The 13116-nt window shown below is 73.4% G+C and carries 10 protein-coding genes; 7 read left to right on the plus strand and 3 right to left on the minus strand.

Annotation, left to right across the window (positions count from 1 at the left end; translation table 11 throughout):
* Nucleotides 1–15: 15 nt before the first annotated feature.
* From meaB to ABZ898_RS14610, 3 genes are read right to left on the minus strand one after another with little or no spacing between them, the layout of a single operon-like run.
* Nucleotides 16–1011, minus strand: coding sequence for a methylmalonyl Co-A mutase-associated GTPase MeaB (meaB, locus tag ABZ898_RS14600; protein ID WP_361657501.1), 996 nt, complete (start codon nt 1009–1011; stop codon nt 16–18).
* 7 nt (nt 1012–1018) lie between these two features.
* Nucleotides 1019–3193, minus strand: a complete 2175-nt coding sequence (gene scpA, locus ABZ898_RS14605; RefSeq protein WP_361657504.1) for a methylmalonyl-CoA mutase — start codon at nt 3191–3193, stop codon at nt 1019–1021.
* Nucleotides 3193–4998: a methylmalonyl-CoA mutase family protein gene (locus ABZ898_RS14610; protein ID WP_361657507.1), complete on the minus strand. Its 1806-nt coding sequence runs from the start codon at nt 4996–4998 to the stop codon at nt 3193–3195. The genes scpA and ABZ898_RS14610 overlap by 1 nt, the downstream gene beginning before the upstream one ends.
* 239 nt (nt 4999–5237) lie before the next feature.
* On the opposite strand from ABZ898_RS14610, the gene ABZ898_RS14615 reads away from it, so the two are divergent.
* The 7 genes from ABZ898_RS14615 (at nt 5238) to ABZ898_RS14645 (ending at nt 13115) form a co-directional block, all read left to right on the plus strand.
* Nucleotides 5238–5621 (plus strand): cell division protein SepF, encoded by a 384-nt coding sequence (locus ABZ898_RS14615; RefSeq protein ID WP_361657510.1) that lies wholly within the window; start codon nt 5238–5240, stop codon nt 5619–5621.
* Nucleotides 5622–5795: 174 nt separating this feature from the next.
* Nucleotides 5796–6965, plus strand: a complete 1170-nt coding sequence (locus ABZ898_RS14620) for an ATP-binding protein (protein WP_361657513.1) — start codon at nt 5796–5798, stop codon at nt 6963–6965.
* The gene (locus tag ABZ898_RS14625) at nt 6962–7306 is read left to right on the plus strand and encodes a nucleotide pyrophosphohydrolase (RefSeq protein WP_361657516.1); all 345 of its coding nucleotides are present in this window, start codon (nt 6962–6964) and stop codon (nt 7304–7306) included. The genes ABZ898_RS14620 and ABZ898_RS14625 overlap by 4 nt, the downstream gene beginning before the upstream one ends.
* A 173-nt stretch (nt 7307–7479) precedes the next feature.
* Nucleotides 7480–7950, plus strand: coding sequence for a DUF6099 family protein (locus ABZ898_RS14630; protein WP_361657518.1), 471 nt, complete (start codon nt 7480–7482; stop codon nt 7948–7950).
* Nucleotides 7951–8035: 85 nt separating this feature from the next.
* Nucleotides 8036–8959, plus strand: a complete 924-nt coding sequence (locus ABZ898_RS14635; protein ID WP_361657520.1) for an LLM class F420-dependent oxidoreductase — start codon at nt 8036–8038, stop codon at nt 8957–8959.
* Between the two features lie 110 nt (nt 8960–9069).
* Nucleotides 9070–10575, plus strand: coding sequence for a 3' terminal RNA ribose 2'-O-methyltransferase Hen1 (locus ABZ898_RS14640; protein ID WP_361657523.1), 1506 nt, complete (start codon nt 9070–9072; stop codon nt 10573–10575).
* On the plus strand, nt 10572–13115 hold the full coding sequence (locus ABZ898_RS14645) for a polynucleotide kinase-phosphatase (protein ID WP_361657525.1): 2544 nt from the start codon (nt 10572–10574) through the stop codon (nt 13113–13115). Before ABZ898_RS14640 ends, ABZ898_RS14645 begins: the two co-directional genes overlap by 4 nt.
* Nucleotide 13116 lies beyond the last annotated feature (1 nt).

Raw genomic sequence — 13116 nt, forward strand, 5'->3', positions numbered from 1 at the left:
CCGGTCACAGGACCGCTACAGCGTCCCGTCCCGCCCCTCGAACGCCCGCAGAATCCGCTCCGCCGCCAGCGTCGCCGTCAACTCACCGTCCCGCACGTCCTGTTCGAGACCCGGCGTCAGCCGCTTGACCTCCGGGTCGGCGTACAGCCTGCCCAGCAGCTCGTCGCGCACCATCGCCCACGTCCAGCGCACCTGCTGGTCACGGCGCTTGGCGGTCAGCCGGCCGGTGGAGTCCAGCAGAGCGCGGTGCTGCTCCAGCCGCTCCCACACCGTGTCCAGACCGCTCGCCTCGCGGGCGCTGCAGTGCAGCACGGGCGGGGTCCAGAAGGCGTCCTTGCCGTGCATCAGCCGCAGCGCGCCCGCCAGTTCACGCGCCGCCGCCCTGGCATCCCGCTCGTGCGGGCCGTCCGCCTTGTTGACGGCGATCACGTCGGCCAGCTCCAGCACACCCTTCTTGATGCCCTGGAGCTGGTCGCCGGTGCGGGCCAGGGTGAGCAGCAGGAAGGAGTCCACCATGTCGGCGACCGCGGTCTCCGACTGGCCGACACCGACCGTCTCCACCAGGACCACGTCGTACCCGGCCGCCTCCATGACCACCATGGACTCGCGGGTCGCCTTCGCCACCCCGCCCAGCGTGCCCGCGCTGGGGGAGGGGCGGACGAACGCCCGCGGGTCCACCGCGAGGCGCTCCATCCGGGTCTTGTCGCCCAGGATCGAGCCGCCGGTGCGCGTCGAGGACGGGTCCACGGCGAGCACCGCCACCCGGTGGCCCTGCCCGGTCAGCATGGTGCCGAACGCGTCGATGAACGTGGACTTGCCCACGCCCGGCACCCCGCTCACCCCGATCCGCCGCGCCCGCCCGCTGTGCGGCAGCAGCTCGGTGAGCAACTGCTGCGCCAGCGCGCGGTGCTGCGGGCGGGTGGACTCCACCAGGGTGATGGCACGGGCCACCAGGGCGCGCTTGCCGTCGAGCACGCCCTTCACATAGGTGTCGAGATCGATCGCGGCCATGCCGGGCTCAGAGGGCGTGGCCGAGATCGGCGGCGAGCCGCTTCACCAGGTCGTACGCCGCGTCCGGGATGACCGTGCCCGGCGGGAACACCGCCGTCGCGCCCATCTGGAGCAGCGTCGGCACGTCCTGCGGCGGGATCACCCCGCCCACCACGACCATGATGTCCTCGCGCCCCTCCTCGGCCAGCTTCTCCCGCAGCGCCGGGACCAGCGTGAGGTGACCCGCGGCCAGCGAGGACACCCCGACCACGTGCACGTCGGCCTCGACCGCCTGCCGGGCGACCTCCTCCGGCGTCTGGAACAGCGGGCCGACGTCGACGTCGAAGCCCAGGTCGGCGAAGGCGGTGGCGATCACCTTCTGGCCCCGGTCGTGCCCGTCCTGGCCCATCTTGGCGACCAGGATGCGCGGCCGGCGTCCCTCGGACTCCTCGAAGGCGTCCACCAGGGCACGCGTGCGGTCCACCGACGGCGACTCGCCTGCTTCGTTGCGGTACACCCCGGAGATGGTACGGATCTGGCTCGCGTGCCGGCCGTACACCTTCTCCAGCGCGTCCGAGATCTCGCCCACCGTCGCCATGGCGCGGGCCGCGTTCACCGCCAGCTCCAGCAGGTTGCCCTCGCCGTCCGCCGCCCGCGTGAGCGCGTCCAGCGCGTCCCGGCAGGCGGTGTCGTCCCGCTCCGCGCGCAGCCGCCGCAGCTTCTCGATCTGCTGGGCGCGCACCGAGGAGTTGTCGACCTTGAGCACGTCGATCTGCTCGTCGCTGTCCACCCGGTACTTGTTCACCCCGATCACCGGCTGCCGCCCGGAGTCGATCCGGGCCTGGGTGCGCGCCGCCGCCTCCTCCACCCGGAGCTTCGGGATGCCCGCGTCGATGGCCTGCGCCATGCCGCCCGCCGCCTCGACCTCCTGGATGTGCTGCCACGCCTTGCGCGCGAGGTCGTACGTCAGCCGCTCCACGTACGCGCTGCCGCCCCACGGGTCGATGACCCGCGTGGTGCCGGACTCCTGCTGGATCAGCAGCTGGGTGTTGCGGGCGATCCGGGCGGAGAAGTCGGTGGGCAGCGCCAGCGCCTCGTCCAGGGCGTTGGTGTGCAGCGACTGGGTGTGGCCCTGGGTCGCCGCCATCGCCTCCACGCAGGTCCGCGTGACGTTGTTGAACACGTCCTGCGCGGTCAGCGACCAGCCCGAGGTCTGCGAATGGGTGCGCAGCGACAGGGACTTGGCGTTCTGCGGGTCGAACTGCTTCACCAGCTTGGCCCAGAGCAGCCGGGCCGCGCGCAGCTTGGCGACCTCCATGAAGAAGTTCATGCCGATCGCCCAGAAGAACGACAGCCGGGGTGCGAACGCGTCCACGTCCAGCCCCGCCTCCCGGCCCGCCCGGATGTACTCCACGCCGTCCGCGAGGGTGTACGCCAGCTCCAGGTCGGCCGTCGCACCCGCCTCCTGGATGTGGTAGCCCGAGATGGAGATGGAGTTGTAGCGCGGCATCCGCTGCGAGGTGTACGCGAAGATGTCGGAGATGATCCGCATCGACGGCTTCGGCGGATAGATGTAGGTGTTGCGGACCATGAACTCTTTGAGGATGTCGTTCTGGATGGTCCCGGCCAGCTTCTCGGGCGGTACGCCCTGCTCCTCCGCCGCCACGATGTAGAGCGCCAGCACCGGCAGCACGGCGCCGTTCATCGTCATCGACACCGACATCCTGTCCAGCGGGATGCCGTCGAACAGCTGACGCATGTCGTAGATGGAGTCGATGGCGACGCCCGCCATGCCGACGTCACCGGTCACCCGCGGGTGGTCGCTGTCGTAACCCCGGTGCGTGGGCAGGTCGAAGGCGACCGACAGACCCTTCTGGCCGGCGGCCAGATTGCGCCGGTAGAACGCGTTGGACTCCTCGGCCGTGGAGAAGCCCGCGTACTGCCGGATCGTCCAGGGCTGGTTGACGTACATCGTCGGATAGGGCCCGCGCAGATACGGGGCCATGCCCGGGTACGTGTCCAGGAAGTCCAGGCCCTCCAGGTCACGGCCGGTGTACAGCGGCTTGACCTCGATGCCCTCGGGGGTCTCCCACAGCGGCTCGGCGCCCCCGGTGTCCCGCTTGACGGCGGCACGCCACTCCTCGGGACCGCCGTCCACGGCCGGGGCGCCCAGCTCGATGCCGGAGAAGTCGGGGATTGGCATCAGGACACTCCCATGCGGTCGAGAGTCGCGGACAGCACGGCGACGGCGTCGCAGCCCGCGAAGACGTAATGGTCGACGCCCGCGAACTCGGCCGGGCGGCCCGCCAGGTGCACCTGCCGGGCACCGGCCGCGCGCAGGGCCTCGGCGGCCTGCCCGGCCTCCTCGGCGTAGCGGGCGTCGCTGGAGCACAGCACCGCCTCGGTGGCGCCGCTGTCCTCGAAGTTCCCGGTGGAGACCGGCTCGATGCCGCCCGCCTGGAAGAGGTTGGCGGCGAAGGAGGCGCGCGCGGTGTGCTCGGCGGCCGGGCCGAGCGTGGCGAGGAAGATCCGGGGGCGGGTGCCGGTCGCCGCCAGGTGGGCGTCGGAACGGGCCCGCAGCGCCTCGTACGCCTCGTCCCGGCGCACGCGCGGCAGACCGCCGGACGGGGGCTCGGGGGCGGGCTCGCGGTGCACCGGCTTCTCGTCCAGGAAGGGGAACTCGCTGACCCCGGTGACGGGTTCGCGGCGCTTGGCGAGCTTCGCGGACCGCTCCTGCCAGGTCCGCGCGAGGTCCGCGCGGAGCCTGCCGGAGCGCAGCACGGCCGCCTGGCCGCCGTCCTGCTCGATCGACCGGAAGAACTCCCACGCCGCGTGCGCGAGTTCGTCGGTCAGCCGCTCCACGTACCAGGAGCCGCCCGCCGGGTCGACGACCCGCGCGAGGTGCGACTCCTCCACCAGGATCGTGGAGGTGTTGCGGGCGATGCGGCGGGCGAACGCGTCCGGCAGGCCGAGCGCGTGGTCGAACGGCAGCACCGTCACGGAGTCGGCGCCCGCCACCCCGGCGGCCAGCGTGGCCACCGTCGTGCGCAGCATGTTCACCCACGGGTCGCGCCGGGACATCATCACCGGCGAGGTCACCGCGTGCTGCGTCTGCGCGCCCGCGCCCGGCGCCCCGCACACCTCGGCGACCCGCGCCCAGAGGCGGCGCGCCGCGCGGAGCTTGGCGATGGTGAGGAACTGGTCGGCGGTCGCCGCGTACCGGAACTCCAGCTGGGCCGCCGCCTCTTCGGCGCTCAGGCCGGCCGCGGTCAGCTCCCGCAGATACGCCACGGCGGTGGCCAGCGAGGCCCCCAGCTCCTGCGCGGCCGAGCCGCCCGCCTCGTGGTACGGCAGCGCGTCCACGGTCAGCGTGCGCAGCCCCGGGTACGCGGCGGCGCGGGCCGCGAGCGCGGCCACGGGGGCGAAGTCCAGCGGGGTGCCGGTGCGGGCCTCGTACCCCAGGGGGTCGGCGCCGAGACTGCCGCGTACGTCCTCGGGGGCGATGCCCCGCTCCTCGTACAGCTTCAGCAGCGCGTCCGCGGCCGCCTCGGTGTCGGCGCCCGCGTCCAGGACGACCGGGGCGAGGTCGAGGTAGACGCCGTCGAGCGCGCGGGGGAGGTCCGCGACCGGGATGCCGCCCTCGCCGAGCACGAGCCACAGCGAGGAGACGCCGTTCTCCAGGTCGGCCAGCACCGAGCCGTCGTGGAGCGCGGCATGCCGCTGCCGTACGTCCCACCCGTCGGGGGTGTTGCCGGCCGGGCGGGCGCCGCGCGTGAAGGGCGCGAAGCCGGGCAGGCCGGGGTCGGGCGCGGTGTCGCGCGCGGTGTACAGCGGCCGGGTGCGCAGCCCGTCCTCGAGTGTGGTGGACAGGGCGTCCTCGGCCGCCGCGCCGGAGGCTTCCTTGCCGGACTTGCGCAGTACACCCTCGACCAGGCGTTGCCACTGCTCGTGCGTCGCGTCAGGGAACTCGGCGGCCAGGGAGAGCCCGTCGTCAGGCAGGACCGTCATGCTCGGATGTTAGGACAGGGTGCTCAGGTGACAGCAGAACGATGGCCTGTGACGTTCCCCTCGTCGCGGTTGTGATCGGGGCCTCCCACGGGCGCTTTCGGCGTCATGTGCACGGCTGACGGGCCGTGCGCCGGATCAGCGCCGTGTCGCACAGTGTGTCGTTGTTGGGCCGAACGGGTGACTTGGCGTAAGAATTGGCTGGTGCAGGCATCGAAAGTGAGTCAGGTCAGGGGGAGCCGGTGAGCCGTTACGACGTCACCGATGAACAGTGGGAAGGGCTCGCCCAGGTCGTGCCGCTGCGGGGCCGGGACGCGTGGCCGTCCGCGGTGACCCACCGGACGCTCCCGGAGGCGGACACCGAGGCGCGCCGACGGTTCGTCGTCCTGCGGGTGAACATCTTCGCGGACGCCCGCGACGTGGCCGAGACCCTGATGGCCGGGGTGCCGGTGCTGCTGGACCTGTCCGGCGCGGAGGGCGATGTCGCCAAGCGGGTCCTGGACTTCAGCACCGGTGTGGTGTTCGGGCTGGCCAGCGGGATGCACCGCGTGGACCGCAACGTCTTCCTGCTCACGCCGCCGGGGACCGAGGTCAGCGGGCTGATGGGCATGGAGGCGTCGGGCTGAGGCGGGGCCGGGCGGGGCTTGATGCTGGGCTGAGGCGGGGCTCTGCGCGCTCGTAGGCTCGTAGGACGGTTCGGCCGAGCGGGTGGTGCGGCGGGAGCCGGGGCGGTCGCCCGATCGTAGGAAGACCGGAGGAGAAAACGGTTCGTCCCGCGAGGGCGGTCCTACGGTCCGCTCATGCTGGTCACCCCGCTCGCCCCCGCCCCCGCTCCGGTCCTGTTCCCCGACGCGTACGACGTGCGCGCCCGGATCACCGAGCTGCGGCTGTCCGCCTTCGCCGGGCACCGCCGGGCCTCGTTCCCGCTGGGCACCGTCACCCTGCTCGCCGGGCCCAGCGGCTCCGGGAAGTCGACCGCGCTGGCCGCCTTCGAGGCGCTCGCCCGGCTCGGCGCCGGGGCCGCGCTCGCCGAGGTGTTCCCGGACCCGTCGCCCTGGGTGCCCGACCGGGCGCAGCCGGACGCCCAGGGGCGGCGCGGGTTCCGGATCGGGTGCACGGCGGACGGCGGCGAGGGCCCGGTCCGGCTCGACGTGGCCGTCCAGGCCGAACCCCGGCTGCGGATCGTGGGCGAGCGGCTCAGCGCGGGCGGGGTCGTGCTGCTGGAGACCGCCCTGCGCGACCCGGAGAGCCGGACCGTGCAGGCCGCCTGGCACACGGCGGGCACCACCCCGGTCACCCGCGCCCCGCTGCCCGACGACCTCCTGGGCACCCCCCTGCTGCCGCTGCGGGTGGCGGGGAAGACGGACGGGCAGCGCAGGGTGCTGGCCGCCGCCGAGCAGATGGTCGTCGCGCTGCGCTCCGTCTTCGCCTGCGACCCCGTGCCCGCCCGCATGCGCCCGCCGGTGCCCACCGGTTCGGGCCGGCTGCTGCGGGGGTGCGACAACCTCGCCGACGTACTGAGCCGGACGCGGTCCGAATGCGGGCGCAGGCACGCCCAGTTGGTGGAGGTGGTGAATGCCGGGTGCGCGGGTCCGGTGGCCGACCTGGCCGCCGAGCTGCTGCGGGACGGCACGGTACGGGCACTGCTCGACCGGGGCGACGGCCACCGCACCGAGCTGGCCCGGCTCGGCGACGGCGAGCTGCGCTACGTCGCGCTGGCCCTGGTCCTGCTGACCGGACCCGGGGTGCTGGACGTGGACGCGCCGGGGGAGGTGCCGGACGCGCTGCGCACCCTCACGGTGCTCGCCGACGGCTTCGACCACTTCATGGACCCCGCCCAGCGGGGCCGACTCCTCGTCACGGCGGCCCGGATGGGCGAGCGGGGCCACATCCGCTGCGTGGGCGCGGTCGGCGACGCGGGCTGGGCCGCGGGGACGCCGGGCGTGACGGTGGTACACCTGGAGCCGTGACCGAACACCCCGATCTGGCCGGACTCCAGCGCAGGCTGGCCGAGTTCGCCGCCGCCCGCGACTGGCAGCCGTACCACACCCCCAAGAACCTGGTCTCCGCCCTCAGCGTGGAGGCCGCCGAACTGGTCGAGATCTTCCAGTGGCTGACCCCGGAGCAGTCGGCCCGTGTCATGACCGACCCCGGCACCGCCCACCGCGTCACCGACGAGGTGGCCGACGTCCTCGCCTACCTCCTCCAGCTCTGCGAGGTGCTCGGCATCGACCCGTTGACGGCTCTCGCGGCGAAGATCGAGCGGAACGAGAAGCGGTTCCCGGTGCCGGGAGCCGGGGACGCGCCCTGACCCGAGGCGGACCGGCAGGCTCCGTTATCACTCTATGGAGTCAATTCCCCTGTCGATTCCGAATTGTTGTCCACAGATTTCCGCCTTCCTCTGGCTTTTCGCCCCAAGTGCCATCACTCTGGGTAGTGAAGACGTATGTGCGGTCGAACGGACGGACGGGGACGGGGCGGCGGATGGACGCGTTACGGCTCATCGAGATCAGCAGAGAAGCGTTGGTGGCGGGCGCCGACGCGCCGGGGACCCTGAGAGCGGTGTGGCAGGCGCAGGCCCTGTCGCAGGCGATCGGCAGCAGGCTGGCGGTGTCCGGGCCGCCGGAGCTGCGGGGGGAGGCGCTGGGGCTGATGGAGCTGGCCGGGCGGGGGTGCGGTGTGCTGGACCCTCCCGAGCTGCACACCGGCGAGCTGCTGGCCGCCCGCCTCACCGAGCTGGCCGACGCCCGCGCGACCCTGCTGTGCCTGTGCGGGCTGCTCGGCGAGGTCGGCATGGCCCTGGTCGGCATGGCCAGCGCCGCGTCCGACGAGGCGGTGTACTGGCAGTGCATGGAGGCCATCGACGCGGCGGACGAGTCCCGCGACCGGGTCCTGGAGATGCTGCGCAAGCTGGCGGCCAGGGAGGAGCTGCTGCCCGAGCGGGAGCCGGGCTGAGCGGGCCCCGGCGCTCCTGCCCGCGGCGGGCCGCGCGGCGGCGCCGATGCGGTCCGCGGGGCCGATGACGTGCAGGATGGAGGGCATGGACCTCCGTATCTTCACCGAGCCCCAGCAGGGGGCCACCTACGACACCTTGCTCACCGTGGCGAAGGCCGCCGAGGACCTCGGGTTCGACGCATTCTTCCGTTCCGACCACTATCTCCGCATGGGCGACGTCAGCGGCCTGCCCGGCCCCACCGACGCCTGGATCACGCTCGCCGGACTCGCCCGCGAGACCAGTCGCATCCGGCTCGGCACCCTCATGACCGCCGGCACGTTCCGGCTGCCCGGCGTCCTCGCCATCCAGGTCGCCCAGGTCGACCAGATGTCCGGCGGCCGGGTCGAACTCGGCCTCGGCGCGGGCTGGTTCGAGGAGGAGCACAAGGCGTACGGCATCCCCTTCCCCAAGGAGAAGTTCGCCCGCCTGGAGGAGCAGCTCGAAGTCGTCACCGGTCTGTGGGCGACCGAGGCCGGCAAGACCTACGACTTCCACGGCACCTACTACGACCTCACCGAGTCCCCCGCGCTGCCCAAGCCCGCCCAGCGCAAGATCCCGGTGCTCATCGGCGGCCACGGCGCCAAGCGCACCCCGCGCCTCGCCGCCCGCTACGCCGACGAGTTCAACATCCCCTTCGCCTCGCTGGAGGACACCGAGCGCCAGTTCGCCCGGGTCCGCGCCGCCGCCGAGGAGGCCGGCCGCGCGCCCGGCTCGCTCGTCTACTCCAACGCCCTGGTCGCCTGCGTCGGCCGGGACGACACCGAGGTGGCCCGCCGCGCCGCCGTCATCGGCCGCGACGTCGACGAGCTGAAGGCCAACGGCCTGGCCGGCACGCCCGCCGAGGTGGTCGAGAAGATCGGCCGCTACCAGGAGGCCGGCTCCGAGCGCGTCTACCTCCAGATGCTCGACCTCGACGACCTGGACCAGCTGGAGCTGATCTCCTCCCAGGTCATGTCCCAGTTGTCCTGACACCTTCCCCGGGCCCGCCGCCACCCGTGCGGCGGGCCCCGCCCGGACCAGGACACCGATATCCGTAAAACCGGTGGTCGACGCCCCGCTCTGCCGCGAGACTCGGACACGTGTTCCTGACGATCTCCACGAGCGGCACCGCCGCCGTCCCCGCCACCGACCTCGGGTACCTGCTGCACAAGAACCCGGGCAACGCGCAGACGTTCAGCACGTCCCACGGGACGGCGCACGTCTTCTACCCCGAGGCGGAGGCCGAGCGCTGCACGGCCGCGCTGCTGCTGGAGGTCGATCCCGTCGCGCTGGTCCGGCGCGGCAAGGGCAAGGGCCGCGGCGGCGCCCCCGACGCGGCCCTCGGGCAGTACGTCAACGACCGCCCCTACGCGGCCTCCTCGCTGCTCGCCGTCGCGCTGAGCGCCGTCTTCTCCACCGCGCTGCGCGGTGTGTGCAAGGCCCGCCCGGAGCGCGCCGCCGCCCCGCTGCCGCTGCGCGTCGAGGTGCCCGCCGTCGCCGCGAAGGGCGGCCCGGACCTGGTGCGCGCCCTGTTCACCCCGCTCGGCTGGGACGTCACCGCCGAACCGGTCGCCCTGGACACCGAGTTCCCCGACTGGGGCGACTCGCGCTACGTCCGCCTGGTGCTGGAGTCGGAGAAGCTCACCCTCGCCGAGGCGCTGCGCCACCTCTACGTACTGCTGCCGGTGCTGGACGACGCCAAGCACTACTGGGTCGCCCCCGACGAGGTCGACAAGCTGCTGCGCGCCGGTGAGGGCTGGCTGCCCGGCCACCCCGAGCACCGTCTGATCACCAACCGCTACCTCTCCCGCCGCTGGTCCCTGACCCGGCAGGCCATGGAGCGGCTGGAGCTGGTGCGCCTGGCCGAGACCGACGACAGCGAGGTCGAGGACCTCGACAACGCCGTCGGCGCGGAGACCGAGACCGAGCCCCGGCCCACCCCGCTCGCGGTCCAGCGCCGCGAGGCGATCCTCGCCGGGCTGCGCGAGACCGGCGCCGCCCGCGTGCTCGACCTCGGCTGCGGCGAGGGTCACCTCGTGCGCGAGCTGCTGCGGGACGTGCGGTTCTCCGAGATCACCGGCGTCGACGTCTCCGCGCGTGCCCTCGCCATCGCCGCCCGCCGCCTCAAGCTGGACCGCATGGGCGAGCACCAGGCGTCCCGCGTACGGCTGCTCCAGGGCTCGCTCACCTACACCGACAAGCGGCTCGCGGGGTACGACGCGGCCGTGCTCAGCGAGGTGATCGAGCACCTGGACCTGCCCCGGCTGCCCGCCCTGGAGTACGCCGTGTTCGGCGCGGCCCGCCCGCGCGCGGTCCTCGTGACCACCCCGAACGTCGAGTACAACGTGCGCTGGGAGACCCTGCCCGCCGGGCACGTCCGGCACGGCGACCACCGCTTCGAGTGGACCCGCGAGGAGTTCCGGGCCTGGTCGGCCGCCGTCGCCGAACGGTACGGCTACACCGTCGAGTTCCGCCCCGTCGGACCGGACGACCCCGCGGTGGGACCGCCCACCCAGATGGCGGTGTTCCACCGCGCCACCACCGAGCAGGACAAGGCCGGGCACGACAAGGCCGGGCTGAACAAGAAGGAGGCGAAGGCCGCATGACCGAGACCCGCCCGGGACGGGCGCTGCCCGTCACCGACCTCTCCCTCGTCGTCCTCGTCGGCGCCACCGGCTCCGGCAAGTCGACCTTCGCCCGCAAACACTTCGCGCCCACCGAGGTGATCTCCTCCGACTTCTGCCGGGGTCTGGTCGCCGACGACGAGAACGACCAGAGCGCCACCAAGGACGCCTTCGACGTCCTGCACTACATCGCCGCCAAGCGGCTCGCGGCCGGCCGCCGTGTCGTCGTCGACGCCACCAGCGTCCAGCCGGACGCCCGGCGCCAGCTGATCGGCCTCGCCAGACAGCACGACGTGCTGCCCATCGCCATCGTGCTGGACGTGCCCGAGGAGGTGTGCGCCGAGCGCAACGCGGCCCGCGCCGACCGTGCCGGGATGCCCCGCCGGGTGATCCAGCGGCACATCCGCGAACTCCGCCGCTCCATACGGAACCTGGAGCGCGAGGGCTTCCGCAAGGTGCACGTGCTGCGCGGGGTGGCCGAGGCCGACGGCGCCACGGTCGTCACCGAGAAGCGGTACAACGACCTCACCCACCTCGCCGGCCCCTTCGACATCATCGGCGACATCCACGGCTGCTCCGCCGAACTGGAGTCGCTGCTCGCCGAGCTGGGCTACACCGACGGCGTCCACCCCGACGGCCGCACCGCCGTGTTCGTCGGCGACCTGGTCGACCGCGGCCCGGACAGCCCCGGCGTGCTGCGGCGCGTGATGGGCATGGTCGCGGCCGGGACCGCGCTGTGCGTGCCCGGCAACCACGAGAACAAGTTCGGCCGCTACCTGGGGGGCCGTACCGTCCAGCACACCCACGGCCTCGCCGAGACCATCGCCCAGATGGACGGCGAGAGCGAGGAGTTCAGGGACGAGGTGCGCCGCTTCCTGGACGGGCTGGTCAGCCACTACGTCCTCGACGGCGGCCGCCTCGTGGTGTGCCACGCGGGCCTGCCCGAGAAGTACCACGGCCGCACCTCCGGCCGGGTCCGCTCGCACGCCCTGTACGGCGAGACCACCGGCGAGACCGACGAGTTCGGCCTGCCCGTGCGCTACCCGTGGGCCGAGGACTACCGGGGCCGTGCCGCGGTGGTCTACGGCCACACCCCGGTGCCGGAGGCCACCTGGCTCAACAACACCATCTGCCTGGACACCGGCGCCGTCTTCGGCGGCAAGCTGACCGCGCTGCGCTGGCCGGAGCGCGAGATCGTGGACGTGCCCGCCGAGCGGACCTGGTTCGAGCCGGTCCGGCCGCTGCGCGTCGACGCACCCGGCGGCCAGGACGGACGGCCGCTGGACCTGGCCGACGTGGTCGGCCGGGGCGGCGTCGAGACCCGGTACGCGGGCCGGGTCGCGGTCCGCGAGGAGAACGCGGCCGCGGCGCTGGAGGTGATGAGCCGCTTCGCCGTCGACCCGCGCCTCCTGCCGTACCTGCCGCCCACCATGGCGCCGACGCCCACCTCCCAGGAGGACGGCTACCTGGAGCACCCGGCCGAGGCGTTCGCGCAGTACGCCCGCGACGGGGTCGGGCGGGTCGTGTGCGAGGAGAAGCACATGGGCTCGCGGGCCGTGGTCCTGGTCTGCCGGGACGCGGCGGCCGCCGCCGAGCGGTTCGGTGTGCCCAAGGGCCCCACGGGCGCCCTCTACACCCGCACCGGCCGCCCGTTCTTCGACGACGGCACGGTGACCGAGGAGATCCTCGGCCGGCTCCGCGCGGCCCTCACCGAGGCGGACCTGTGGGAGCGGCTCGACACCGACTGGCTGCTGCTGGACGCCGAGCTGATGCCGTGGTCGCTCAAGGCACAGGGGCTGCTGCGTCGCCAGTACGCCGCCGTGGGCGCCGCCTCCGGAGCCGTGTTCCCGCCCGCGCTCGCCGCGCTGGAGGCCGCCGGGTCCCGGGGCGCCGACGTCCAGGCGCTCCTGGACCGGCAGCGCGAACGCGCCGCCGACGCCGCCGCGTTCACCGACGCCTACCGCCGCTACTGCTGGACCACCGAGGGCCTGGACGGCATCCGCCTCGCCCCCTTCCAGCTCCTCGCGGTACGCGGCCGCAACCTGGCCGGACTCCCGCACGACGAGCAACTCGCCCTGCTGGACCGCCTGGTGGAGCACGACGGCTCCGGCCTGCTCCAGACCACCCGGCGCCTGTACGTCGACACCGGGGACCCGGAGTCGGTGCGGGCCGGGGTGGACTGGTGGCTGGAGATGACCGGCCGGGGCGGCGAGGGCATGGTCGTCAAGCCGCTCGGCGCGCTCGTCCGCGACGCCCAGGGCCGGCTGGTGCAGCCGGGCGTCAAGTGCCGGGGCCGCGAGTACCTGCGGATCATCTACGGTCCCGAGTACACGCGTCCGGAGAACCTGGCCAAGCTGCGCCGCCGGTTCCTGGGCCACAAGCGGTCGCTGGCGCTGCGCGAGTACGCCCTCGGCCTGGAGGCCCTGGACCGGCTCGCCGACGGGGAACCGCTGTGGCGGGTCCACGAGGCGGTGTTCGGCGTGCTCGCGCTGGAGTCGGAGCCGGTGGACCCTCGCCTGTGAT

The organism is Streptomyces sp. NPDC046860, from assembly GCF_040645115.1.
Taxonomy (GTDB): Bacteria; Actinomycetota; Actinomycetes; order Streptomycetales; family Streptomycetaceae; genus Streptomyces.